Raw genomic sequence first — 20,370 nt, 5'->3', positions numbered from 1 at the left:
TGGCGGCCCGCCGCCACCCCCCGGCCCCCCGCCGCGGTGAGGATTACGTCAGCCCGCAGTTGGGGCGGCACTGCCAGTGTCAGCAGTTGGCCTGGTACACGGCGAGGCCCTGCTGGTAATACGTGAAGTAGCGGCGTGCCAGGGTGCTGTAAAGGGTGCGGGTTGCCGGATCCTTGCTGCTGAGCGCCAACATGTTGTACTTGAGGTACATGTTGAGGTCGCTGGTGTACTGCGCCTGCAGGTCAGCGCAATAGGGGCTGGTCACCGACGTGGCCGCATCGGCCGCGTGGGCCGGTCCGGCGAGGCCTGTCACTGTGGTGGCGGTGATGGCGGTGGTGAGTGCGATGCGGAAAAGGGAATTGCGCACGCCGCTCCTCCTTAATTGAATCTCGTGAGTCCGCCGAAGTCGGTTGCCGGGCGGACCAACCTCTCGCAACAACCGGACGCGAACCTGAAGGCTTGAAGCGGTCTCGGCCGTGGGTGATTGCGATCGCTTGTTGCTGACATGGATGTTAGGAACGGCGTACCTGCTTGGTCGTCGACCGCGGGGTTGATCAACGGGTGGACGACACCCGGTTCTCGCTCCACCCCTGGGTGGACCCACGGTGGCCGCCCGGGCTCGGCGCGAGCAACCACAGGGCTGGTCTACGGCACACCAAGCGGGAGGCCGACCAAGGGAACATCCGCGCGATCTACTCTGACGTACGGCCAGCTGTCGGCGCGGCGGGGCACGTCTGGTCGCCGAGCATGATCGACGTCCGAGTTATGCCGGCTGTGCAACTGTGGATGTCGATGCTATTCGACGGATGGGTTGCGTGGTCGCACTATCTGTCTGTTGTGGTCTGTCAGAGGGCGGACAGGCTCCCGTGCTTGTGTTGATCGATGCTGCCGGTGCTCAGTAGGCAGCGGCGATTCGACCACCGTCGAGCGTGACTGTTGTCGGTGGTACGCCCAGGGCTGGCCACTGCACCGTGAGCTGCAGCGAGTGCGCGGGTGGTCGCGGCCACAGCCACGCCCGGTGGTCGGCGACCACGAAGTCCCCCATGACGGTGGCGCCGTGCCAGCAGCCCACGAGAGTCGGCCCGTCGGGTTGCTGGCTGTCGGTATCCCTGGCCTTCGCCGAGATCACCGGTGGCTGGCCCGGCCAGGCGATGCTCAGCCGGAGCGCATCGGGATGGAGTGGGCGGCGAACGGAGTGTCCGGGGAAGCCGAACCCGTGCTGTGCTACATCGCTGAACCTCTTCCATCCGGGCAGGTCCAGATCTGACCGCCGCGCATGGACGTTGAGGAGAATCAGGCACCCCGTCCGGTAGACGGTCACCGCGGTCACGGTCAAGTCGAGACGGGCGGAGCGAAGGACGGCCTGGTCTACCGGCACTTGTACGCCGGGCTCGTCTGGCCACCGTACCCAGTCAGGGACAGACCACCGTGCTGGTGAGGTACGAAACTCCGCAGTCGATGAAGTCCAGCCGCCTCGCCGAGTTTCCTCGTGTCGGTGGTAGGCCCCGACCCGGTCGGTGGCCTTGTGCACGACGGCGTGCGGAACGCCTGGGATCCTGTCGGCAGGCCAGACCACGATCAGGTGTTCCTCGATCGGCTCGTCGTTCTCGCCCTTGGGGTCGTCTCGGGCGTCGTCGCGTCCGCGCGCGTGCAGCCGAAGCCAGTAGGCACCCCCACCGGATGCGATGTCAACGGTGGCGGCAGGACCCGACATGAGGGTCCGGATGGCCAGCCTCGCGCTGGGCAGCTCGAAACTCACGTCCACGACTTCGTCCCAGGATTCCGGGTCGAGGGCCGGTGGGACATCATGCGCCTCGACCGTGAGCCGAACCGGGCCGTACGCAGTGCCGGTGTACACGACGGCCGCGTCGCCCGTCGGGCCGATGAGTCCGGTACCTCCGGTGGTGAACTCACGGCTGATATCGGCGTCGTGGTCGGCCACAAGATACTGGCTGTGGTCAGCATCGACGGCGGTACGCAGGCGGTTGAGCAGCATGCCGGACCATAGCAGCTACCGCCCGCTCACAGGACCCAGTGCCCGGCACCCACCGCCTGCGTTCGCCGGCACCTCGTGCCGTTGTGGTGATCAACAACGGAATGCGCGGGTCATGACCCTGCGTGGAGAATCAACGCACCAATTTGCCGCCGAGCGGGCGCTACGTCGCCCGGCGTGCTGCCACCCGCTCGCGCTGATGAGCGTGATGAGCCCCGCTTCCCGATCGCCCGCAGCCAGCAGCCAGCAGCCCAGGCACTTCCACTCCCATGCACTCATCTGCCGCTGTCCGCGCATTGACCCCCGCCCGGCGCAGTGCGCGGTCGTGCCGATGTGCGGATGAGTGTTTCTGGCCCTCGGTAGCTTGCTGCCGCTGCCCAGCTCAGGGCGGGCGGCGACCGCTGGGCGGCGCCCCGAAAAGTTCCGCTGCTTTGCTCCGGTGGCGTTCGCCATCTTCACTCTGCGGCCGACCGGAGGCATATCTGGTCTGATTGTTTACGAAGGTGGGTAGCTCTTCAAGACAGCCTGAAGGGCGGCCCGTGCAGTGGCTTCCTGCTCGATCGCGTAGCCCCGGTGCAGGCAGCGTTGCGCGAAGGCGCCGATCTGATCCGGGCGTTGTGCGAGCTGCTGCAGGTGGCTGCGGCTGTGGGTGTTGAAGGGCCGGCCTTCGTCGTGCGGCACGGTGCCGACGTCCACGACGTGGATGGTGGTGTCCGGCGGCAGTTTGTCGTAGATGCGGGCGGTAATGCGGACGCCGCCGAGGTCGGCGTCCGCGCAGATGACGACCGCGGAGGTTTGCTGCGCCGCCTGGACGATCATCGACACGACGGCGTCGGGCGGCTGGCCGTGGCACCAGACGATCGGCAGGTCGGCCCGGGTGTCACAGGCCGTTTCGGCTGCCTGTCGGTTTTCCATGATCAGCAGGACATCGCCCGGCCCGGTGAGGGTCAGTCGCGGCAGCATGTGGGGGCTCAGCCGGATGTCATGGGGCCCGGGCAGTGCCGACAGGTCGAGGAAGGGGCCGTTGGTCGGGTGCAGCAGGATCGGGCCGCCGAGCCCGATGTACGGGTTGCGGGCCACGCCGAGTGCGATGAGTGTCTCGTGGTCGAAGCCCATCGCGGCGAGCAGGTGATGTACGTCGTCGCGGGCTTTTGTGTCGTTGGCGTGGCTCTGCACGAATGCGCGGAGGGAGTCGTGGGTTCGGCCCTCGGCCAGGTCGGTGGCTGCGTGCAGTGCCCACAGCAGTCGGTCTGGGTGCTCTGTGCTGCGTAGTGCCCGGCTGGCGTCCGGCCAGTCGTCGGCGATTTCCGACGCGATCTGCTCCGCCTTGGCACGGAGGGTGCTGGTGTCGTCGCGACGGCGGCTTCGACGTTGCTGTTCGGCTGCCGTGAGGTCGGGGTGCGGGTACACCCGGCGCGGCGGCTGGGCCAGGGCGTTGCCGTTGAGGGTATAGCCGATCGTCACGCAGCCGGATGCGGCGAGTTCCAGCATGATGCGCAGCGCGTCGGTGCCGAACTTGCTGTTGACACCGGCCCAGCTGTGCTCGCTGCGAATGACCCAGCTCCAGTCGCTGTCGCTGAGCAGGCCCTCCGGTCGGCGGGGGGCCTCGCGCGGTTCTGCGGTGCGGAGCCGGGCAGAGCGCGGTCTCGGTCGGCCTCGGCTGTCTCGGGGATAGCGGCCGCTGGGCGGAAGTGGTGCGTAGGCGACCAGGCCCGGATAGTCGCGGATCCAGCTCAGGGTGATCTCGGGGTCCGGGTCCTCGGGGATGGTGCCGTCGGTGTAGGTCATGTCTGCGGCTCCGGCCGGAACGAGGTCATCCAGTCAGAGAGCAGTTGAACCCGGGCGGTGTCGGCTTCGCTGCCGATGACGACCGGTGCCTGGTTGTACGGCATGACGTCGGACGGGCGTCGCAGCTTGATGTAGAGGCTGGACGCGCCGATCGCGTACCTCTCCATGTCGTCCTGCAGGGCGCCGACGACGCTGATTGCCCGGTCGCGGCCAATGTTTTCGAACAGGGCGACTGCGTCGCGGCGGTGTGCGGCGCCGAGGTTGCGGCCGAGTTCGTCGAGGACCAACAGCAGCGGCCGGTCCTGGGCGCCGGCGAGGGCCGCTGCGCAGACGAGCTTCACTGCTTTGTCGTCCATTTGGGCGGTGTTGCCGCGCAGCCGGTACGACGACGGAGGCTTGCCCTCGCCGCGCCGCCACCGTGGGGTGATCGTCCACTGCCACGGTTTCTCGGGGTCGGAGGGGGCCTCCGGTTCCGGAAAGTCGAGGTTGCCGCCGTAGCCGCCGTAGGTCTGGTCGAGCCGGTCGAACTCGTCGGATACCTGCCGCAGCTTCGCCTTGATCGCTTTGGCGGTGGTCGACCGTAGCGCCTCCGACGTTCGCCGAGCCTCGTCGAGCGCGGCCTTCGCACCGGTCAGCGTGATGGTCTTCGCCTGCCGCTCCTGCTGGATTTGGGAGGCGTTTTCCCGATCGACGCGCTCGTGATCGGTCAGGAAGTTCCCGACGATCCGCAACACGTCGGGGATCAGCCGCACGTACGCTCCGCTACGCCGATCGGCACGCTGCTCGTCGACGACGCGCAGTTCCTCCGGCCGGTTCTGCTCCGGTTCCCCGGGCGGGAAACACGCAGCGCGGACCTCGTTGGCTAGTCGCGCGCACAGCTCATCCCACTCCGCTGGCGGCCGTATCGCCTCGTTCTCGTCGAGCGTAAGCAAGTACTGCTCGGCGGTCTCCACGGTTCCGGTCCACTGCGCCTGCAGGCGAGGCAGATCAAGGTCTTTGCGCAGTTGTAGCAGGGCTTTCCATTGGTCGCGGTTCTCTCCGAGTTCCTTCCTTAAGGTGTTCAGGGTGCGGTTCGCCGCTTCGATCTGCTGGGCTCGGGCGGCCTTCTCACCGAGAGCGGCCTCGTAGCCGATTTTGGCTTGCCGTAACGGCCCATCGAGTTTGATCAGCTCACGTTCGATGGCGGAGTTGCGATCGCGAAGTTTCGTCACCTTATCGCGGACCGCTGTGGCCTCGGCCTCGGCTTTCGCGCCGCGCAGATGTGCGTCGGCGCGGCCCTTGATCCGCTTTGCCTCGCGGATCCTCTCGTCGGCCTCGGCTCGGATCCGGCCGGCACGACCGGTCAATGCTTCCGGGAGTCCGGCGATCCCGTGCACACCGGCCACAGGATCGATGTGTCCGTCAGCACCGGCTCGCTCTGCCAACGCCGCAAGGAACCGGGCCACCGGTAGGTCGGGGTCCCCGGCGGCAGGCAAGCCCGTCTCGGGCATGTGATCGCTCGGGTCTGCTTCGACCAGCAGACTGCCTGGCAGCGCGGCCAGCAGCAGGACGGCATCCCCAACTTGGTGATGGGCGACGACGACGGCATGCCGATAGGGCAGCAGCCGAGCTTCCCACGCAGCCCGCTGCTGTTTGGTCAAGGAGATCGTGTCGACCAGCGGCGCCGCGGTGATGCCGTTTGCCCGTAGTAGCCGGACCTGAGCGACCGCGACATCCTCGCCCCTCTCGGCCGCCGACAGCGCCGCCTTGGCGACCCGCAGTGCGTGCTCGGTTCGGCCTTTGACCCGCTCCGCAGCCTGGATCATCTCTTCGGCCTCGGAGACCTCCCGCTCGGCCTGTTCAACGGTTCGCCCATCCGCTGCGGCCGCATCAGCTCGAAGACCCCGTAGCTGTCCGCTGAGGGTTTCGATCGAGCCGACGTTCTGGTTCTGCTCGTCCTGCAGCGCGTTCTCGGCGGCCTTGAGATCCTCGTACGCCTTGATCCGGGTCCGACAGCTCTCGTCGAACGCCTTGTCGTCGGACAGCCGATCCGCCTCCCCGCCAGCCGTCTCGATCTGCGCATCCAGTTCCTTGCGCCGGCGATCCTTCGCCTCGATGTCCACGGCGATCCGCTCGGATTCGTGGAAGCCATCGACCAGATACCGGGCACAACGACCTCGCCAGCTGTCACGTGCCTCGGCCAGCAACGTCCGGGCCCGCTCCCGCGAGGCAATGCCCTCCTCGACGACCTTCATCCGGCCGTCCCACAGCTCATACTCGGCCTCGGCGCGCTCGGCCTTCCCGGCCTGTTCATACTCCTCGGCCCGGGACTTCTGTTCCTGTTCGATCTCGGCGGTCAGGCCGGTCAGCGCACCGATGGCCTCGAAGATCCGCTCCGGAGTCAGCTCGTTGAGCGGCTGGGCGAGCAGGTTAGCGGTCGGGCTGGCCCGTACCGAGGTCGACAGGAAGGACACGCACCTGACCGTCGAGCCGTACAGGGTGCGGGCGAGCCGGTTGGCGCGGATGTCGGTGCGGCCGTTGCTGCGCGGCAGCGCATCCCACAACCCGTCGGCACCGCCGGCCCGCTCGTCCTCCGTGTCACCGAACGGCACGTGCAGCCGATGGGCCCACCGCAGCTCCACATGCGGGCTCTGCCGGTTGATCCGCAGCCACACTGTCAGCGCCGACGCGTTGAGTTCCTCCATGGTGGCGGCCTGCGGCGGCACGAACACGCCGATCAGGTAGCCGCGATCGGCGTTGGCGTGCATCGCCTCCTGACCGGCGAGCTCGGCGGTGAACAGCAACTCGGCCGCCGCCTGCGCCCCCGACTGCAGCCGCCACTGCTCATCGGCGTGCAGCAGGCTCAGCCCGGCGATGAACGACGACTTGCCGGCACCGTTGGAGTCCGAGGGCCCCTGCCCCGCCACGGTGATCAGCCCACGGGCGGTGATCGGCACCGGGTGAGTCGACAGCCGCGAGATGTTGACCATCTGGATGCCGGCGAGGACGCGCGCTCCGACGATGTCTTCGACGACTCCGTCCGACGGCATGGCTACAGACGTCAACGCTGCCCTCCCCCGCGGTTGTGCCGGCGTTCCCGGATCGCTGCGGCCAGCGGATGGTCGGGTGCCGCGGCGAGAATCAACTGGTCCTGCAACTGTTCGCGAGCGGCCGGCGTCAGCCGCGACAACTGCGGGCCGGGGACGTAGCCACTGTCGTGGTCGCCACCGCGGACCGTCCGGAGCAGCCCGCATGCAGTCAGTCGGCCCAGGGCCGCTCTGACCTCGCCGACCGGCACCTTGCTGTCACGGGTGACGTCCTGCAACGTGGTCGGGTACGGGCTCTCCCAGGAGTCCGCGGCGACCTGCTCCTCGCTGCGCGGGATTGCCACCGAGTGGACCAGCACCAGAACCAGCACCGCGCGGTCGGCGAGCGACAGCGGCTGCCACCCCGTCTCGGTGAGCTCAGTCCGTACGGTGTCGTCGAACCCGGACGTGAAGTGCAACTGGTCGACCGTCACCAGTGTCCGGCCGGTTCGGCGAAGTAGCTCTTCCAGCCGTTCACGGCTCGTCGCGTCGCGCAGTGCGGGCAGGAACTGCCGGTGAACCGGACCGCTGCCATGCTCCAGCAGCGCGTACGCCGCTTCGACCAGCTCCCGCTGCCGATCGGGCAACGTCCCGAGCACCTCGTCGAAGATCGAATTCGGGCGGTTCACGACCCCTCCGACCTGTCCTCGGCGGTGTCGGGGATCAACCGCCACAGCTCCCGAAGCGTGCTCAGCTCCAGCGACCCGAAGGACGCGATCCGCGGACCGATCCGCACCGTGTCCGCTCGCTCCAGCAGGACCCAACCGGATACCGACAGGCGCCGGAGCCCTGCGGACAGCAGTTGCTGACGACTCACCTTGTTGCGGCCCGGCACCAGCCGTTGCAACACCTGACCGACATGACCGGTCGAAGCCGGCCTCCCGGGCCATGGATCCGTCGCGGGATCGGGCCAGCAACACCGTAAAGTCGCGGCCAGTACTCGCAGAGTTCCCTTGCTGTCCATCATCGAGGAGCCAGGCACCCCGTACTCGATCAGAACAGCCGGTCCCGCGCTGTCGGGCAGGTTCGGGATCAGCCACACCGCCTTGGCGTCAGCCTCCACCAGACGACGCAGCCCGGCAGGTGTCGGTCCACCAGCGGAGACCTGCTGCGGACCGCCGGACCGGATCCGCGCCCACCACAGGGCCGCATCCCGCTCGTTCACGCCGTCTCCTGCTGGTCCCGGCGGAACCAGCCGTCAGAGACCCACGTCCGCGTGGACGTCACATCGACACGCCACCCATCGCCCCAGGTCACCGTGTACGGCAGCTCCGGGCGTAGATGAATCGCGGTCACCTCCGACAACACTCGCCGGCTGGTCGGCCAGTCACCCGCGTCGGCGAGAAGCTGCGCCACCGTGACCACATCCCGCCCGGCAAGCAACTCCTCCGCGCGCTGAGCCAAGAGCGTCGCCTCCGGGTCGACGTCGACCTTCGTCGGCGGAGGCTCCTCGTCGACACGCGGTCGCGGCGGCGGCACCCGGCCGGTGTCGGATTGCAGCCCTTCTTCCACCGCGTCCAGCAGATCGTCGGCGGTGAAGAAGGGCTCCGGCGCGTCGAACAGCAGACCGTCCAGCGCCTGCGCCAGTCCCTCGGTGCTGCTGTCACGCGCAAACGTGCGCCACCGCTCGGTCGGCAGCAACCCCAGTGCACGCGTCTTACCGGCATGCGCCAGCAGCCGCCCGGCCGCGGTGTTCAACGCGTCGCGATAGGCCGCCAGTGCCATCCGGAGCTGCGTGCACTCCGGCAACAACTGCGAATGCCGGTCCGCGGCCGCGTTGTGATACACCCGCGCCTTGTCGAGCAGGTCGCTGTTACCCAGCAGCGGCTGCGCCTGCGTCCGCAGGGACTCGACCGTCGCCGACTTCGCCAACTGCATGATCGGGTTCGCCAGCAGCCGGAAAACTGTCGTCATTTCCAGCAACTGCTCGCGCACCACCTCCGGGGTCGTGTCATCGTCGTCGAGCGCTAGCCGGGCCATCGACAACATCCGGTGCAGCTCCGCCTGGCCCCCGGTCTGCGACAACCGGCGAAGAAAGAGCAACATCACGTACGGCGCGAACGTCGCCTGGTAGAACATCTCGTGCGGCCGCTCGTTGACCCGGGTCACCGCACGGTACGACCGCAGCACCTCGAAACGACGCCGGACCACATCCGCCGGCCCAGCCGGACATGCCAGCACGACCTGTTCGATCGTCATCCCGGCTGGCCCCGCGTTAGCGAACGCCTGCAAGATCGACTCGTCGACCCCAACCGAGTCCGCATCGTCCACCATCGCGTTGGCGTTCCGCGCCAGCACCGCGAAGACCTGCCGGTAGATCCCGAGAACAGCCGATTCGGCAGCGTAGTCATCGAACGTCAAGGCCGGCGCATCGCTCATAGGACATCGACAATATCGCGGCCAGCCAGCAAGCAGGAGAACCTACGTACGCCGAAGCTGCCGGAGGCTCATCCGCCCGCGGGCGCGAGCTGGGAGGAGGACAAGGAGGAGGAGGGGAAGTATTTGGTGGATAAACCAAGAGGGTAGTTGCCAAGCGCTGGCGGTGCTTCAGCCAGCCGTTGGCGCTCCCCCCGCTACTGGCTGGCGGTGGTCGTGGCAACGCGGTTAGGGTTCGCTCGACGTGGGCGTACGATCAGGCCGCCCGAGTCTTTCCCGTGACTGGGCAAAAGCGGGAAGCGAGACTCCCAGTCCGATGGCGCGCAGAGTTGATAGACGTCGACCAGGTTGGCTTGTCCGAGGTTGGAGCCGCGGCTGACTCGATAGATCAAGCCCTCCTCGCGTAGCCACTTCAGCGAGGCTCGGACCGTGCTCTGCCCCAGCTGGCACATGGCAGCGAGTCGGGCTTCACCAGGGCGTGCATTCTCACCGGTGCGAGAGTCTGCGAACGAGGCGAGCATCATCGCCACGAGCTTGATCGAGCGCTGATTGGACGGAAACACCACTCTCCGGATAATCTTTTCCCACTCGAAACGGCCAGTCAGGATCAATTCAGCCTCAGGCATGGCGAAGAGAGTATCCGAGGCGGGGTCAGACATCTATCCGCGTTGCCTGCTGGACCGCTACATCCGCTTCAGACGTTCGGGGCGGTCAGGGGTCGGGCCATGGGCAGCCAAACACAGACATGACAGAGCGATGATTCACGTAGTTTGCGGCTGATGCGCGTTTAGGTGTCTCGCCAGGTTGGGGTGGTTTCGTGGCTGACTCGTTTCGCGAGGTTGTCGATCATCGCGATGCGGATCATGCTGGCGGAGTTGCCCGGTAGGGCTTCGTAGTCACGGGCCAGGCGCCGGTGCAGCATGATCCAGCCGAGGGTGCGTTCGACGACCCAACGCCGTTTGACCACCGAGAACCCTCGTACGTGTGGGTCCTTGGCGACGACCTCGACATCGATCCCCAGGTTGGCGCCCGTGTTCGATGACCTTGTTCTTGAAGCCGGCGTCGACCCAGGTGTTGGACAGGGTCGGGTGGGCGGCTTTGGCTTGTTCCAGCAGGTCGATGCCGATGGTGTTGTCGCTGGTACTGGCGGCGGTGACGATGACCGCGAGGAGCAGGCCGAGGGTGTCGGTGACGATGCCGCTTTGCGTCCGACGATCTTCTTGCCGGCGTCGATGCCCTGCGTCGGCAGAGGCGCGTTGGTGGACGTCTTCACGCTCTGGGTGTCAATCAAGCAGGCCGAGGGCTGCGCGGTGCGTCCGGCTCTGGTGCGGGCCAGACCGGTGAGGTCGTAGTTGAGCTGGGTGAAGATGTCGTTGGTGGTCCAGGCGGTGAAGTAGCCGTAGACGGTCTGCCAGGGTGGGAAGTCATGCGGCAGGTAGCGCCAGGCGATGCCGGTGCGGTTGACGTAGAGGATCGCGTTGAAGATCTCCCGTAGGTGATGGGTGGCGGTGCGGCCGCCGATCCCGGCCTCGGTGCGGGCCTGGCGCCAGGCAGTCAGCCGCGGTGCGATCAGCGCTCAGCGGGCGTCGGACAGGTCGGAGGGGTAGGCAGGTCGCTCAGCCATGCCGCATGTCTACTGTGGACGTCGCGTGCTGGATCGCACCCGCAGTCCGACGATACGAGGGCTTTTCTGAACCAGACACGATCTGCGGTATGAAGCTGGCATATCGATGCGGCATCAGTCGGGGCAAATCGTGGCGGTAGCCGCATTCGGCCACCTTGCTGCCGGGGGCGTTCGGTTGATCGAATCCAGCCAAGCAAGAACAGACAAGATCAAAACGCCCAGTACGAGCGGCCCTCCCGCCCGGGGAAGCCGGCGCGGGAGGGCCATCTGGACGTGCAGGTCAGCCGGTGACCGGCACCGTACGGGGCGTTCCGGGTGTCGTCCCGACGAGGAAGACGCGCAGGGCCTTGATCCGACGGTCCTTGGCACCGGCGATGGCCCCGTCGCAGGCGTAGAAGTTCTGCCACGCCGAGCCCAACCAATGGTCGAGGTACGCCTGGTAGCAGATGCTCGCCTTCGAGGAGGTGATCTTCACCTCCTCGAACCACCCGGCGCCGGCGTCCAAGACCTGACCGTTACACAGCTCGCCTGTCCAGTTGCCGCCGGCGATGTGGGCGCTGTAGCAGGTGTCGCCCGGGCCGCTGACGGTGGTCGCCTGCAGCCACCGGTTTTGATCCGTCGTGCCGGCGTACGGCACATCGGCCGTCGAGGTTCCGGTGAGGGTGCCGTGGCACGCCTCGTATTTGTTCCATCCGGAGACGGACGCCTGCCCGAGGGCACAGACCGTGGCGACGTTCGGGGCGGGTTGCGACACGGGTCTCAGCGTGATGTCGTCGCAAACCCCGGGCTCGCCGGGGGAGCCGTTGACTTTGCGGCAGAAAATCGTCGCGCTGCGCGCCGTGTCGCCGGTGGTGAACTGGAGTTGGCCTCCCTTGAAGACGCTGTTGGAGTAGATTCTGATCGTTTTTTCTGCACCCCCGAAATCGCGCACACCGATGATGACGTCGGTGCCCCAGTAGGACGAAGTCAGCGTCTTCGCGAAGCCACTCAGTTCGTACGTCGTACGGACGGAAAGGTTTTCCACCGTCTGCTGGGCGCTGCCACCGACTGGGACTTGGAGCATCCCGCTTCCGGTGTGGGCTGTTGTCCCGGTGACGATCGTCGCGCCGCCGGACAATGACCAGTACTGCTCGAATCCGCCGTTGCGCAATCCACCCGGCGTGAGTGTGATGTCGTCGCAGTTGGCTGCCCCGTTGCCCGCTGTCTTCCGGCAGAAGATGGTCGCGCTGGTCGCCGATGCGCCGGTGGTGAACCGGAAGGTGGCCTCCCCGTATGCCGAACCGGTGAGCGTGATGGCCGCTTCCGCTGCACCGTGGTCGCGCACCCCGATGGCCACGGCCTCCCCCGGTACGTCGACCCGCGCCCATCCGCTCAGCTGATAGGTGGTGTTCGGGGTCAGGCCGTTAACGGTCTGCTCCGCCGCCGCCGAGGTTGTCGGCAGGTGCAGTGCGCCGCTGCCCGTCCGCGCCATACTGGCGGTCTGAGCTGCGCCGCCCGTGTACGTCCAGCTGGGCTCGAACCCGCTGTCCTTCACCCAACCGGCCCGAATGATCGTGTCCACTGCGCGGACGTTGGTGGTGGTCTCCGCGACGCTTGCCAAGCCCTCCGTGTAGATGTTGCTGGCCAGCCGACGCGAGTGGGTTTCGATCCGGACGGCGAACTCGTCGGTGCGTTTCAACGCGCTCGCCACCAGGCACTGACTGACCGGGTCGATCGGAAGCCCGGTCACCCCCGACACGTCACAGGACGCCTCCAGGTGTCGGTGGTTCGCCATCGGCTGCGGTGAGAACCCGATGGGACACGCACCGCCCGATGAAGCGTTCGAGCAGCCCGCGTAGTTGTTGGCCGCGGTAACGTACGTTCCGACGAGTTCCGGGATCATTGGCAGGTTCTTCGACCCGTAGAGCAGTGCGGACAGTAGGTCGTCCTGCTCGACGGCACGGGAGAAACCGAGTTCCGTGTACGCCTGGAGCAGCCGGCCCGTTTCGTGTACCTGACCGGCGGCGTCACCGACCGCGCCCTCCTTGCGCTCGATCATGTTCTTGACGAGGTGGTAGAGGTAGCCCTGCCGGCCCTGCAGGTATGCGACGTTGCCGGTGCGGATTCCATCGACCAGCGCCTGGTTCGTCGACCACGTCGCGTACGCCTCGAAGTTCGGCTTCTGGGTCGTCCAGGTCTGCTGGAGCTTCTGCAGTGCCGTCCGGTAGTAGCAGTCGTAGGGCACGCCGTGGGAGTCGAGCTTGCACTCGGAGATCGTGCCGGCGGACCACGCGCGGCTGATGCTACGGACGGTCGACCAGCTGGCGGTGGAATCCGTGCGGTACTGCAGATGGAAGCTCAACCGGAGATCGGCGGTGGCCCACTCCCGGTACTGGTTCGCGTCCTCCTGGACGTTCTCGAAAGCGTAGGAGCAGGTGATACGCAGCTCGGGCTTGCTGGGCTGGACATAGGTGGCGAAGAGCACCTCGGCGGGCAGGTCCCTCAGCTTGACGTTGCTCGGGGTGGCCACGGCCGAACAGGGGTTGGTGGGTTCCGCCGGTATCGCCGCGGCCGGAACCTGTTGGGCGCCGGTGCCGAACAGTTCGTACGTCTTGCCTTCCTGGGCGGTGTTGCGCCGAACTGCCTCCACCGCAGTGGCGAACTGCCGGGCCGCTGCCCGGTAGCTCTCCATCAGGTTGACAAAGAGGAAGTTGGTCCGGTTGCCGGCCGCGTCGGGAGTCGACCGCGGTTGACTGAATGTCTGTACCGCCGCCTGGATCTCGTCTCCGGCTCTGGCGATCTCCTGCGCCTTCGCTGACCCCGCCCGGCTGGCGTATCCCGGATAGTCAATCGCCAGGGCGCTGTAGGAACGGGCTCCCAGCCCCCAGACGAGCGGGTTTGGAACGACCGAGGCCGGCTGTGGGAACGCGCTGTCGTACCGTCTCGCAAGCCAGGCCAGGTAGTTTATGGCACCGATGGCCCGATGCTTGTCGAGCTCGGCGACCGGGTCGGCGGTTGCGAAAAGGCCGGAGGAGACCGTGAAGATGCCGTTGCGGGAATTGTTTACCGCCGTGGAGTAGAAAACGTTCTCCGGGTCGGTGTACTGGTCCCCGCCCCCGTTGTAGCTGGGAATCGGCTCGCCGTACTCTTCCTCGTAATCCAGGTACTTCGACATCATATAGTGCTGATCCTGCAGCGAGAGAGCGCTCGCCACGTCGACGAGCTTGCCGCCGAACGTGTCGACCTTGTTCTCGATCGACAGTAACCGGGTCTGGATATCGGTGAGATTGCCGCGGATGACCGTGATGTCGCCCTGCAGCCGGTCGAACTGCTGGAGCATGTCACCGTACATGGTGACCAGCGCCTTCTCGATGCGGTCGAACCGGTTGTTCATCTGGGTCGCCAACTCCCGAACGTCCTTGCGCAGCTCGACAATTTGCTCGAGGATCATCTGTTCCGGCGACGGCTCACTGGCGGCGAACAGGGGCAGCAGCGTCATCACCGCGGCCAGGATGTTCCCGGTGAGGACCACAGTGCTCAGCGACGTCAGCGCCTCTCCGAGCTTCAGTCCTTCCACCTTCGTCAGGTACTGGTTGATCGCGGTGCCGATGGTGACCGCCGCCTTGCCGATGGTGGCGATCTGCTTGCCGAACTTGGGATCCGCGAACCCCACCAGGGTGGACAGGATGCTGACGGCCGCCCCGGCGGCATTGATCACTTCCTGCCGAGCTTCGGCCTCGGCCTTCGCCCTCGCGAGGGCCTTGGGATCAGGGGTACTTGCCACGCTCACCGGTCGTGCCGTGGAGGCATCCCCGAGCTTGTTGATCGCCTGGGTGTTGTCAAGCAGCGCGGCAAAGACCGTCTGCAGCTGGCGGCGGACCTCGGCGAGGTACGCGCCCTGGTCCTGTTGGTGGGCGAGGATGGCTTCCACGTTGATGTACGTGCCGATCAGCGGGTCGGCCATCAACTGTTCGAGGGTGGCGTCCGCCCGAGTACCGGCGCGGACGCCGATGACGGCACTCCACGCGCTGGCGAATGCCTGGTCCGCCTCACCGAGCCGGGCGACGTCACCCCACACCCAGTCCTGGGTCGCAAAGAGGTCATCCTGCCACCGTGAGATCTGACTCGCCCCGTGAATCCGGTCCTGGATACCCCCCCACTCCAGGAGCTCCTTGCCCACACTCATCTCGAGAATCGCCTTGACCGCCGGAATGTACGGCGCGGCCTGGGGAATGCCGGAGATCGCCTCCAAGAGCTTGATCACGTACTCGTAGCTGGTGCGCTGCCAGTCGTCGGCCTTCAGCCTGGCGTCGGTCGCCTGCTGCATGTAGACGAGATGGTCGCGGATCTGCGCCTCGGTGGCACCGGGGTTCGCCTGACGCCAGCTCATCAGTTCGGCACTGAGCACCATGTCCTTCAGCCCCTGCAACCCAGGGTCGTGGGCACGCATGTAACTGCCGAACAGTTTGGCGCGCAGCGACGCCATCTCACCGTCGCCCACAATGTCCGCCTGGGCGGGCGGCACGGCCAGGTTACCCAACACCAAGGTCACCGCCAGCACCATCCCGGCGGACCGCGCCAGTGTGGCGCGCCATCGACGCCACCGGCGCATGCCAGGTTGATGTGCCTTCAACTCCACCATTACTCCTATCCAGAAAGGCATTGGTACGGGCTAGCAGCTTCACCAGCACCCCAGCGGCGCCCTCGAGTAACCGGTTGCAGCCGTAGGTGAAGGACCGGCAGCTCGACCCACGTTTCCTCCAAACAACGACCGCGGCACTACGCCACGATCCGTCGATTTGGGGGCGATCACCGCTCGCCGTGCGCGACCCGATGATCAGAGCTCGGAGGCTATGGCGACGCGTCTCCCAAACACCAGGGCAGCCGTTCCCGGGACAGCCGGGAGCCTTCCCGGGAAGTTGGACGGAAGCGCTGCTCGTCGAACTCCTGACACCCGCCCACTGGGGTCGTCGTCGACCTCGACGCCCCCGCCCGGCAGCCTGTGGCCTGCGGCGGAGCATCTACTTTTGGAAGGGACGACCCCGGTCGGGGGAAGTGACCTGACGTAGCAGCGAGCGTGATCAAGTGCCATCCCGCGTTGCCACGTGACCAATCCCAGCGGGCAGCCACCGAGCGGCATCAAAGCAGCAGTGAGCAGCGGGCTGCCCTGCCGGTGCACGCCGGAGATGCTGCCATACGGTATGGCGATGCAGAGGTTAGCGTTGTTCGATCTCGACAACACCCTCGTCCAGCGCGATCAGGCTTTCGCCGCCTGGGCACAGGAGTTCACCACAGAGCATGGACTTGACCCCAAGTGGGCCACCTGGCTGATCTTCGCCGACGCGCATCACGACGGCCCGATGGGCACGTTCTTCGACCTCGTCCGCGACGAGGTCGCCTTGACCACTCCCGCAGGCGAGTTGTGGCGACAATACCGACACCGCATGCCACAACTGGTCTCATGCTCCGCGGAGGACCTCGCGGGGCTGGCCAAGCTCCGCCGTGAGGACTGGAAGATCGGGATCGTCACCAACGGCATGACCGACAACCAGCTCGGAAAGATCCGCAACACCGGCCTGGACCGGCACGTCGACGCCTGGTGCATCTCCCACGACGTCGGCATCCGCAAGCCCGACCCACGCATCTTCCAGCTCGCGGCTCACCGCTGCGGCCTCACCATCGACGGCGGCGGGTGGATGATCGGCGACAGCCTTACCCTGGACATCGCCGGTGGCGCCGGCGTTGGCCTACGGACGGTGTGGATTCCCGAATCCCGTCTCGCCCGCCAGCACGCCACATACGGACCAGACTTCTTTCTCCCGCCCGCGCCCGACGCCACTGTCACCTCGGTCGCCGAGGCTGTCGACGTGCTGCTCACGGCCGAGTAACCGGCAGCCACGTAGCCCTGCCCTGCTGGTCGACACACGCCCTGCGCGACAGATGGGGGCACCTGATTGTCTCCGGCAGGTCCGATGCGGTGCCTGCCTACGGAATCGCTTCGCAAGGTGAGAATGCTGATCGCGTTCTACCATGCGTCCGCCGAAACCCCGCACGCCGACCACGACGGAGCACCCATGCCATTGACGCTGCGTCATGCCTTGCGCGAACCTGGTGCCCCACCGCTGCGGCAGCTACCAGCCCAGGTCGCCGAACTCCTCCTCGAGTTGAACGCGCCACCTCGGTTGGCCGCGCATCTGCGCGCCGTGCACGACGTCGCCGCCCAGCTCACGGCCTGGCTTACCGTTCACTACCCGACCCTGGTTATCGACCGCGAGGCCGTTCTCTTCGGCGCGGCCACCCACGACATCGGCAAGACCGTTCACGTCGAGGAACTGTCCGGACCAGGCTCCCGGCACGAGCCAGCCGGGCAGCAGCTCCTGCTCGACGCCGGCATCGAGCCTTCCCTGGCACGCTTCGCCGCGACGCACGCCAGTTGGCGAACGACCGCCATCGAGCCCGAAGACCTTCTCGTCAGCCTCGCCGACAAGATCTGGAAGGCCAAGCGCGTCCCCGACCTCGAACAACTCGTCGTCGACCGGCTCGCCGCCGCTTCCGGCGAGGAGCCCTGGCAGGCTTTCCTCAACCTCGACGACCACCTCGACAAGATCGCGGCGGACGCGGACCATCGGCTCGCTTTCCAGAACGGCTATCCCATCGCCCCCGACTGAGACGTGCCGAGCCGGGTCCGGCAGCTCTGCACCGATCGCTTCGCGGCAGATCCGGACGTCGGCCTGGAGCGGCGCGACCACGGGTAGAGATCGGCGGGCGATGGAGATGGCGCGCGGAGCACAGCACGTCACCACCAGAGCCATTGAGCACGGTGTCGGTGCTGCTGGGTGGTCGGGATGGTATCGACGATCCCGTTACCGCGATGTTCTTTCGCGGCATTACGGCATGCGGTTCTCGCAGCCTGACGCTCCCTGCTGGTCCAGATGGCGTTGATGAACCAGCGCGGCGGGCCCCCACCACCGACCAGCGACCGCAGGCCGGTTCGCGGGTGATGCGGACCGTCTTTGTCCGTACGAGACATGGTTGCCCCTCTCGGGGCCGCGGACGCGGCCACCTAACGAGGGTGGAACGCCGCGCTGATCCTTGTCCTTAGGCCGACGACCATGACCGCAGGATAGGTCATTGCATCCACAGCATCAGGCAAGAGGTTCGATGAGACGGTGCGCACGAGCAGCGGCAAATCAGTGCGACGGTGGGATGAGACCATTGGTGCGTGGCAGGATCAGCAACGTCGATCGCCAACGTTCCGTTGCATGACGTGCTCCCCAGTGACTATGTGGCGGCGGAGGACGACCTGCGAAGACTGGCACACAAGCTCGACACCCACCGCTCGGCCGCCAACCGCACCGCATGGCACTGGTACCCAGAGCACGCCGAGTGTCCGCCGTTGTCCTCCGAACGCGAGTATCTGCTCCTCGTCGACACGACGATCACGTTGATCAACACGGGCGACGATTGGCTCGAGCTGACGCTCGACATCGCCTGGCGGCCGAAGCTCACCGTGAACGCGGCGGTCGAAGTGGCCTGCTGGTGCCCGCAGAACCACAACATGCACCAGGTCCGTGAGGCGCACTGGCAGGTTGCGAGCCGTCACGACCTAGTCGATGCGTTTACTGCCGGCACCGCAATGTTGACGGACGTTCTGGACGCGGGCCGATTCGACCCGTCCGCCTGGCGAGTCGGGGCCGGTCTACCGGATGCGCCCGCAGCCAGGCAGTGACCAGCGTCATCTCATCGGCTACGACAGCGCACTGCGCCGGGCACGGCCAACGCACGGACAGCGGCAGATCCGGATGCCGGTTCGGACGCTGTCGGTGACTCCTGCCGGGTCAGGAACAGTCGAATCGGTGGTCGTGGGGACGCTCTGGACATGATGTGCAGACGAAGATGTAGATGCCGCCAGCGTCGCCGAGCATCAATCCTGCAGGGTTCTGAAGCGACCGCCACGGATGGTCATCCGGGCTATCGAAGCCCCAGCCGATCATTGCGCGCCGGTCCTCCAGCGGGACCCAACGTCGCTCGTCACCCCGGCTGAACTCCCAGCTGGCGATGGTGAGCAGATGCTCCATCCGAACCCCGCACATGCAAACCGGCCAGTCAGGCGACTGCGTCCAGCCGGGGTAGCCGCCGACCTTGATCCCGGAAGCGACCGCCAGGTCGGTGTCGTACTCCCAGCCATGGCCAGCCTCGACCCGACGCGCCGCTTCCTGGATCTGCGACCACACCTCGTCCGGCAGGTCGGACGACGGGTACTCGACCACCCGCTCGGGATCGACGACGCACGCGTCGGGCACATACCACGCTTCGGCGTCCTCGTGTGGCGGAGGCATCGCCGCCAGTCGGGGTCCGATCGCTGATCGCCGCCGCCAGCGCAAGCGCGGAAGCGGAGCACTCCAGGGATCATGGTCAAACGGGCACCACAGCGCCTGCAGCACGTCCGAGCCCTCCGGGAATGGCAGCTCGGGCACATCGTCGGCGAGCAGTTGCAGGACCGGCACGAGTGGCACCGCAGCCTCGGCGGGATGATCGTCCAGACCTTCACCATCACAGGTTGGCCAGGGCTCGTTCGCCGGCCACAGCAGCGGCCCGCCCACGGAGCTCTGCTCGACCGACGGCGAGCCCTTGCGTGGATGCAGCCGGATGGTCGTCCGCGCGAACGCACGCAACTGCGGGAAGACCGCGTCCATATCGATCGAAGCCAGCGGGGTGGTATGCACGGCCGAGATCGTACGGGCAAGCACTCCCGTCTCTAGAACGCCTCGCTGGCAAGCGCGATCGGCGGCAGAAGCGTGCACCTGGTCAGGAGCCGCAAGTTGCTACCTCGGCTATACGGTTCTGCCATGTCTGCGGGTCAGCCGAAGCGCGGCACGGTGGTGCGTGGAATCATCTCAGAGATCCACAACTTCGGCGTCTTCGTGCGTTTCGAAGGAACCCGGCCGGCTCGCCCGGCACTGGGTTCATTCGGATTCCGGAGCTTACCTGGGAGTACTTCTGCGACCCTGCCGACGTGGTGCACGCTGGCCAGCAGGTCTCCGCCGAGGTGCTCGACTTCGACGCCACCCGCGGACAGGTGCAGCTTTCACTGAAGGCGTTGCAGGAGGATCCACTGGTCCAGTTCGCGGACCGGGTCGGCGAGGTGTTGTCCGGGCCGGTCGTCAAGGTGGTGCCGTTCGGTGTCTTCGTCCGCGTCGCGCCGGGCATCGCGGGACTGCTCCACGAGTCAGTTCTGACCCGGAGGCCAGTGATGGGAGAGATGGTCACCGTCACGATCGCCGAGGTGGACCGGCCGCGGCGCCGAGTGCGGCTGGAGCTCGCGCCGACGCGTTGATCGGTCGCCCATTACGAGCCGCCCGAATCAACACCGTCGACAACGGTTTCAACGACCACGAAACCCACGCCAAGCGCGGATCGCGGCAGATCTGGTAAACGACAGAGATCGAGAACGGTTCGGGAGGCGAACACGCTGTAGTCCGTCTGCGGGGCTCTTCGCCGCGGTCCAGCAAGGTCTCGGGGCATCTTGGTCATCAGCAGGACAG

The 20,370-nt window shown here is 66.6% G+C and carries 14 protein-coding genes and 1 pseudogene; 4 read left to right on the top strand and 11 right to left on the bottom strand.

Annotated features, from left to right (window positions below):
* Window positions 1-79: 79 nt before the first annotated feature.
* The 10 genes and pseudogenes from AB0L34_RS13185 to AB0L34_RS13140 all read right to left on the bottom strand — a co-directional run bounded on the left by AB0L34_RS13185 (window position 80) and on the right by AB0L34_RS13140 (window position 15,437).
* Entirely contained in the window at window positions 80-367 is a 288-nt protein-coding gene (locus tag AB0L34_RS13185; protein ID WP_363704580.1) for a hypothetical protein, read from the bottom strand.
* 528 nt (window positions 368-895) lie between these two features.
* On the bottom strand, window positions 896-1,996 hold the full coding sequence (locus AB0L34_RS13180) for a hypothetical protein (RefSeq protein WP_363704578.1): 1,101 nt from the start codon (window positions 1,994-1,996) through the stop codon (window positions 896-898).
* Window positions 1,997-2,488: 492 nt separating this feature from the next.
* The gene (locus AB0L34_RS13175; protein ID WP_363704576.1) at window positions 2,489-3,781 is read right to left on the bottom strand and encodes a DUF2399 domain-containing protein; all 1,293 of its coding nucleotides are present in this window, start codon (window positions 3,779-3,781) and stop codon (window positions 2,489-2,491) included.
* The gene (locus AB0L34_RS13170; RefSeq protein WP_363704574.1) at window positions 3,778-6,825 is read right to left on the bottom strand and encodes a hypothetical protein; all 3,048 of its coding nucleotides are present in this window, start codon (window positions 6,823-6,825) and stop codon (window positions 3,778-3,780) included. The genes AB0L34_RS13175 and AB0L34_RS13170 overlap by 4 nt, the downstream gene beginning before the upstream one ends.
* Entirely contained in the window at window positions 6,822-7,475 is a 654-nt protein-coding gene (locus AB0L34_RS13165; RefSeq protein WP_363704573.1) for a hypothetical protein, read from the bottom strand. Before AB0L34_RS13165 ends, AB0L34_RS13170 begins: the two co-directional genes overlap by 4 nt.
* Window positions 7,472-8,011, bottom strand: a complete 540-nt coding sequence (locus AB0L34_RS13160; RefSeq protein WP_363704571.1) for a hypothetical protein — start codon at window positions 8,009-8,011, stop codon at window positions 7,472-7,474. Before AB0L34_RS13160 ends, AB0L34_RS13165 begins: the two co-directional genes overlap by 4 nt.
* Window positions 8,008-9,225, bottom strand: a complete 1,218-nt coding sequence (locus AB0L34_RS13155; RefSeq protein WP_363704569.1) for a hypothetical protein — start codon at window positions 9,223-9,225, stop codon at window positions 8,008-8,010. The genes AB0L34_RS13160 and AB0L34_RS13155 overlap by 4 nt, the downstream gene beginning before the upstream one ends.
* A gap of 194 nt (window positions 9,226-9,419) precedes the next feature.
* Window positions 9,420-9,848, bottom strand: a complete 429-nt coding sequence (locus AB0L34_RS13150; protein WP_363704567.1) for a hypothetical protein — start codon at window positions 9,846-9,848, stop codon at window positions 9,420-9,422.
* Window positions 9,849-10,009: 161 nt separating this feature from the next.
* A pseudogene (locus tag AB0L34_RS13145) lies at window positions 10,010-10,795 on the bottom strand (IS5 family transposase).
* A gap of 331 nt (window positions 10,796-11,126) precedes the next feature.
* A complete protein-coding gene (locus AB0L34_RS13140; RefSeq protein ID WP_363704565.1) occupies window positions 11,127-15,437 on the bottom strand; it encodes a hypothetical protein in 4,311 nt (1,436 codons plus the stop codon).
* A gap of 493 nt (window positions 15,438-15,930) precedes the next feature.
* Here AB0L34_RS13140 and AB0L34_RS13135 point away from each other — a divergent pair, with 493 nt between their 5' ends.
* The 3 genes from AB0L34_RS13135 (at window position 15,931) to AB0L34_RS13125 (ending at window position 18,554) form a co-directional block, all read left to right on the top strand.
* Window positions 15,931-16,713: an HAD family hydrolase gene (locus AB0L34_RS13135; RefSeq protein WP_363704563.1), complete on the top strand. Its 783-nt coding sequence runs from the start codon at window positions 15,931-15,933 to the stop codon at window positions 16,711-16,713.
* A 123-nt stretch (window positions 16,714-16,836) separates the two neighbouring features.
* Window positions 16,837-17,493, top strand: coding sequence for an HD domain-containing protein (locus AB0L34_RS13130; RefSeq protein WP_363704561.1), 657 nt, complete (start codon window positions 16,837-16,839; stop codon window positions 17,491-17,493).
* A 554-nt stretch (window positions 17,494-18,047) separates the two neighbouring features.
* On the top strand, window positions 18,048-18,554 hold the full coding sequence (locus tag AB0L34_RS13125) for a hypothetical protein (protein WP_363704560.1): 507 nt from the start codon (window positions 18,048-18,050) through the stop codon (window positions 18,552-18,554).
* Between the two features lie 109 nt (window positions 18,555-18,663).
* On the opposite strand, the gene AB0L34_RS13120 is transcribed toward AB0L34_RS13125, so the two are convergent.
* Window positions 18,664-19,551: a hypothetical protein gene (locus AB0L34_RS13120; protein WP_363704587.1), complete on the bottom strand. Its 888-nt coding sequence runs from the start codon at window positions 19,549-19,551 to the stop codon at window positions 18,664-18,666.
* Here AB0L34_RS13120 and AB0L34_RS13115 point away from each other — a divergent pair.
* Window positions 19,461-20,162: a S1 RNA-binding domain-containing protein gene (locus AB0L34_RS13115; RefSeq protein ID WP_363704558.1), complete on the top strand. Its 702-nt coding sequence runs from the start codon at window positions 19,461-19,463 to the stop codon at window positions 20,160-20,162. The two genes, AB0L34_RS13120 and AB0L34_RS13115, sit on opposite strands and share 91 nt — an antisense overlap.
* Window positions 20,163-20,370 lie beyond the last annotated feature (208 nt).

Source organism: Micromonospora sp. NPDC052213 (assembly GCF_040679695.1).
In the GTDB taxonomy this organism is placed as follows: Bacteria; Actinomycetota; Actinomycetes; order Mycobacteriales; family Micromonosporaceae; genus Micromonospora.
Note: the sequence above shows the minus strand (reverse complement) of the source record. Positions and strands in the feature narration are given on the sequence as shown.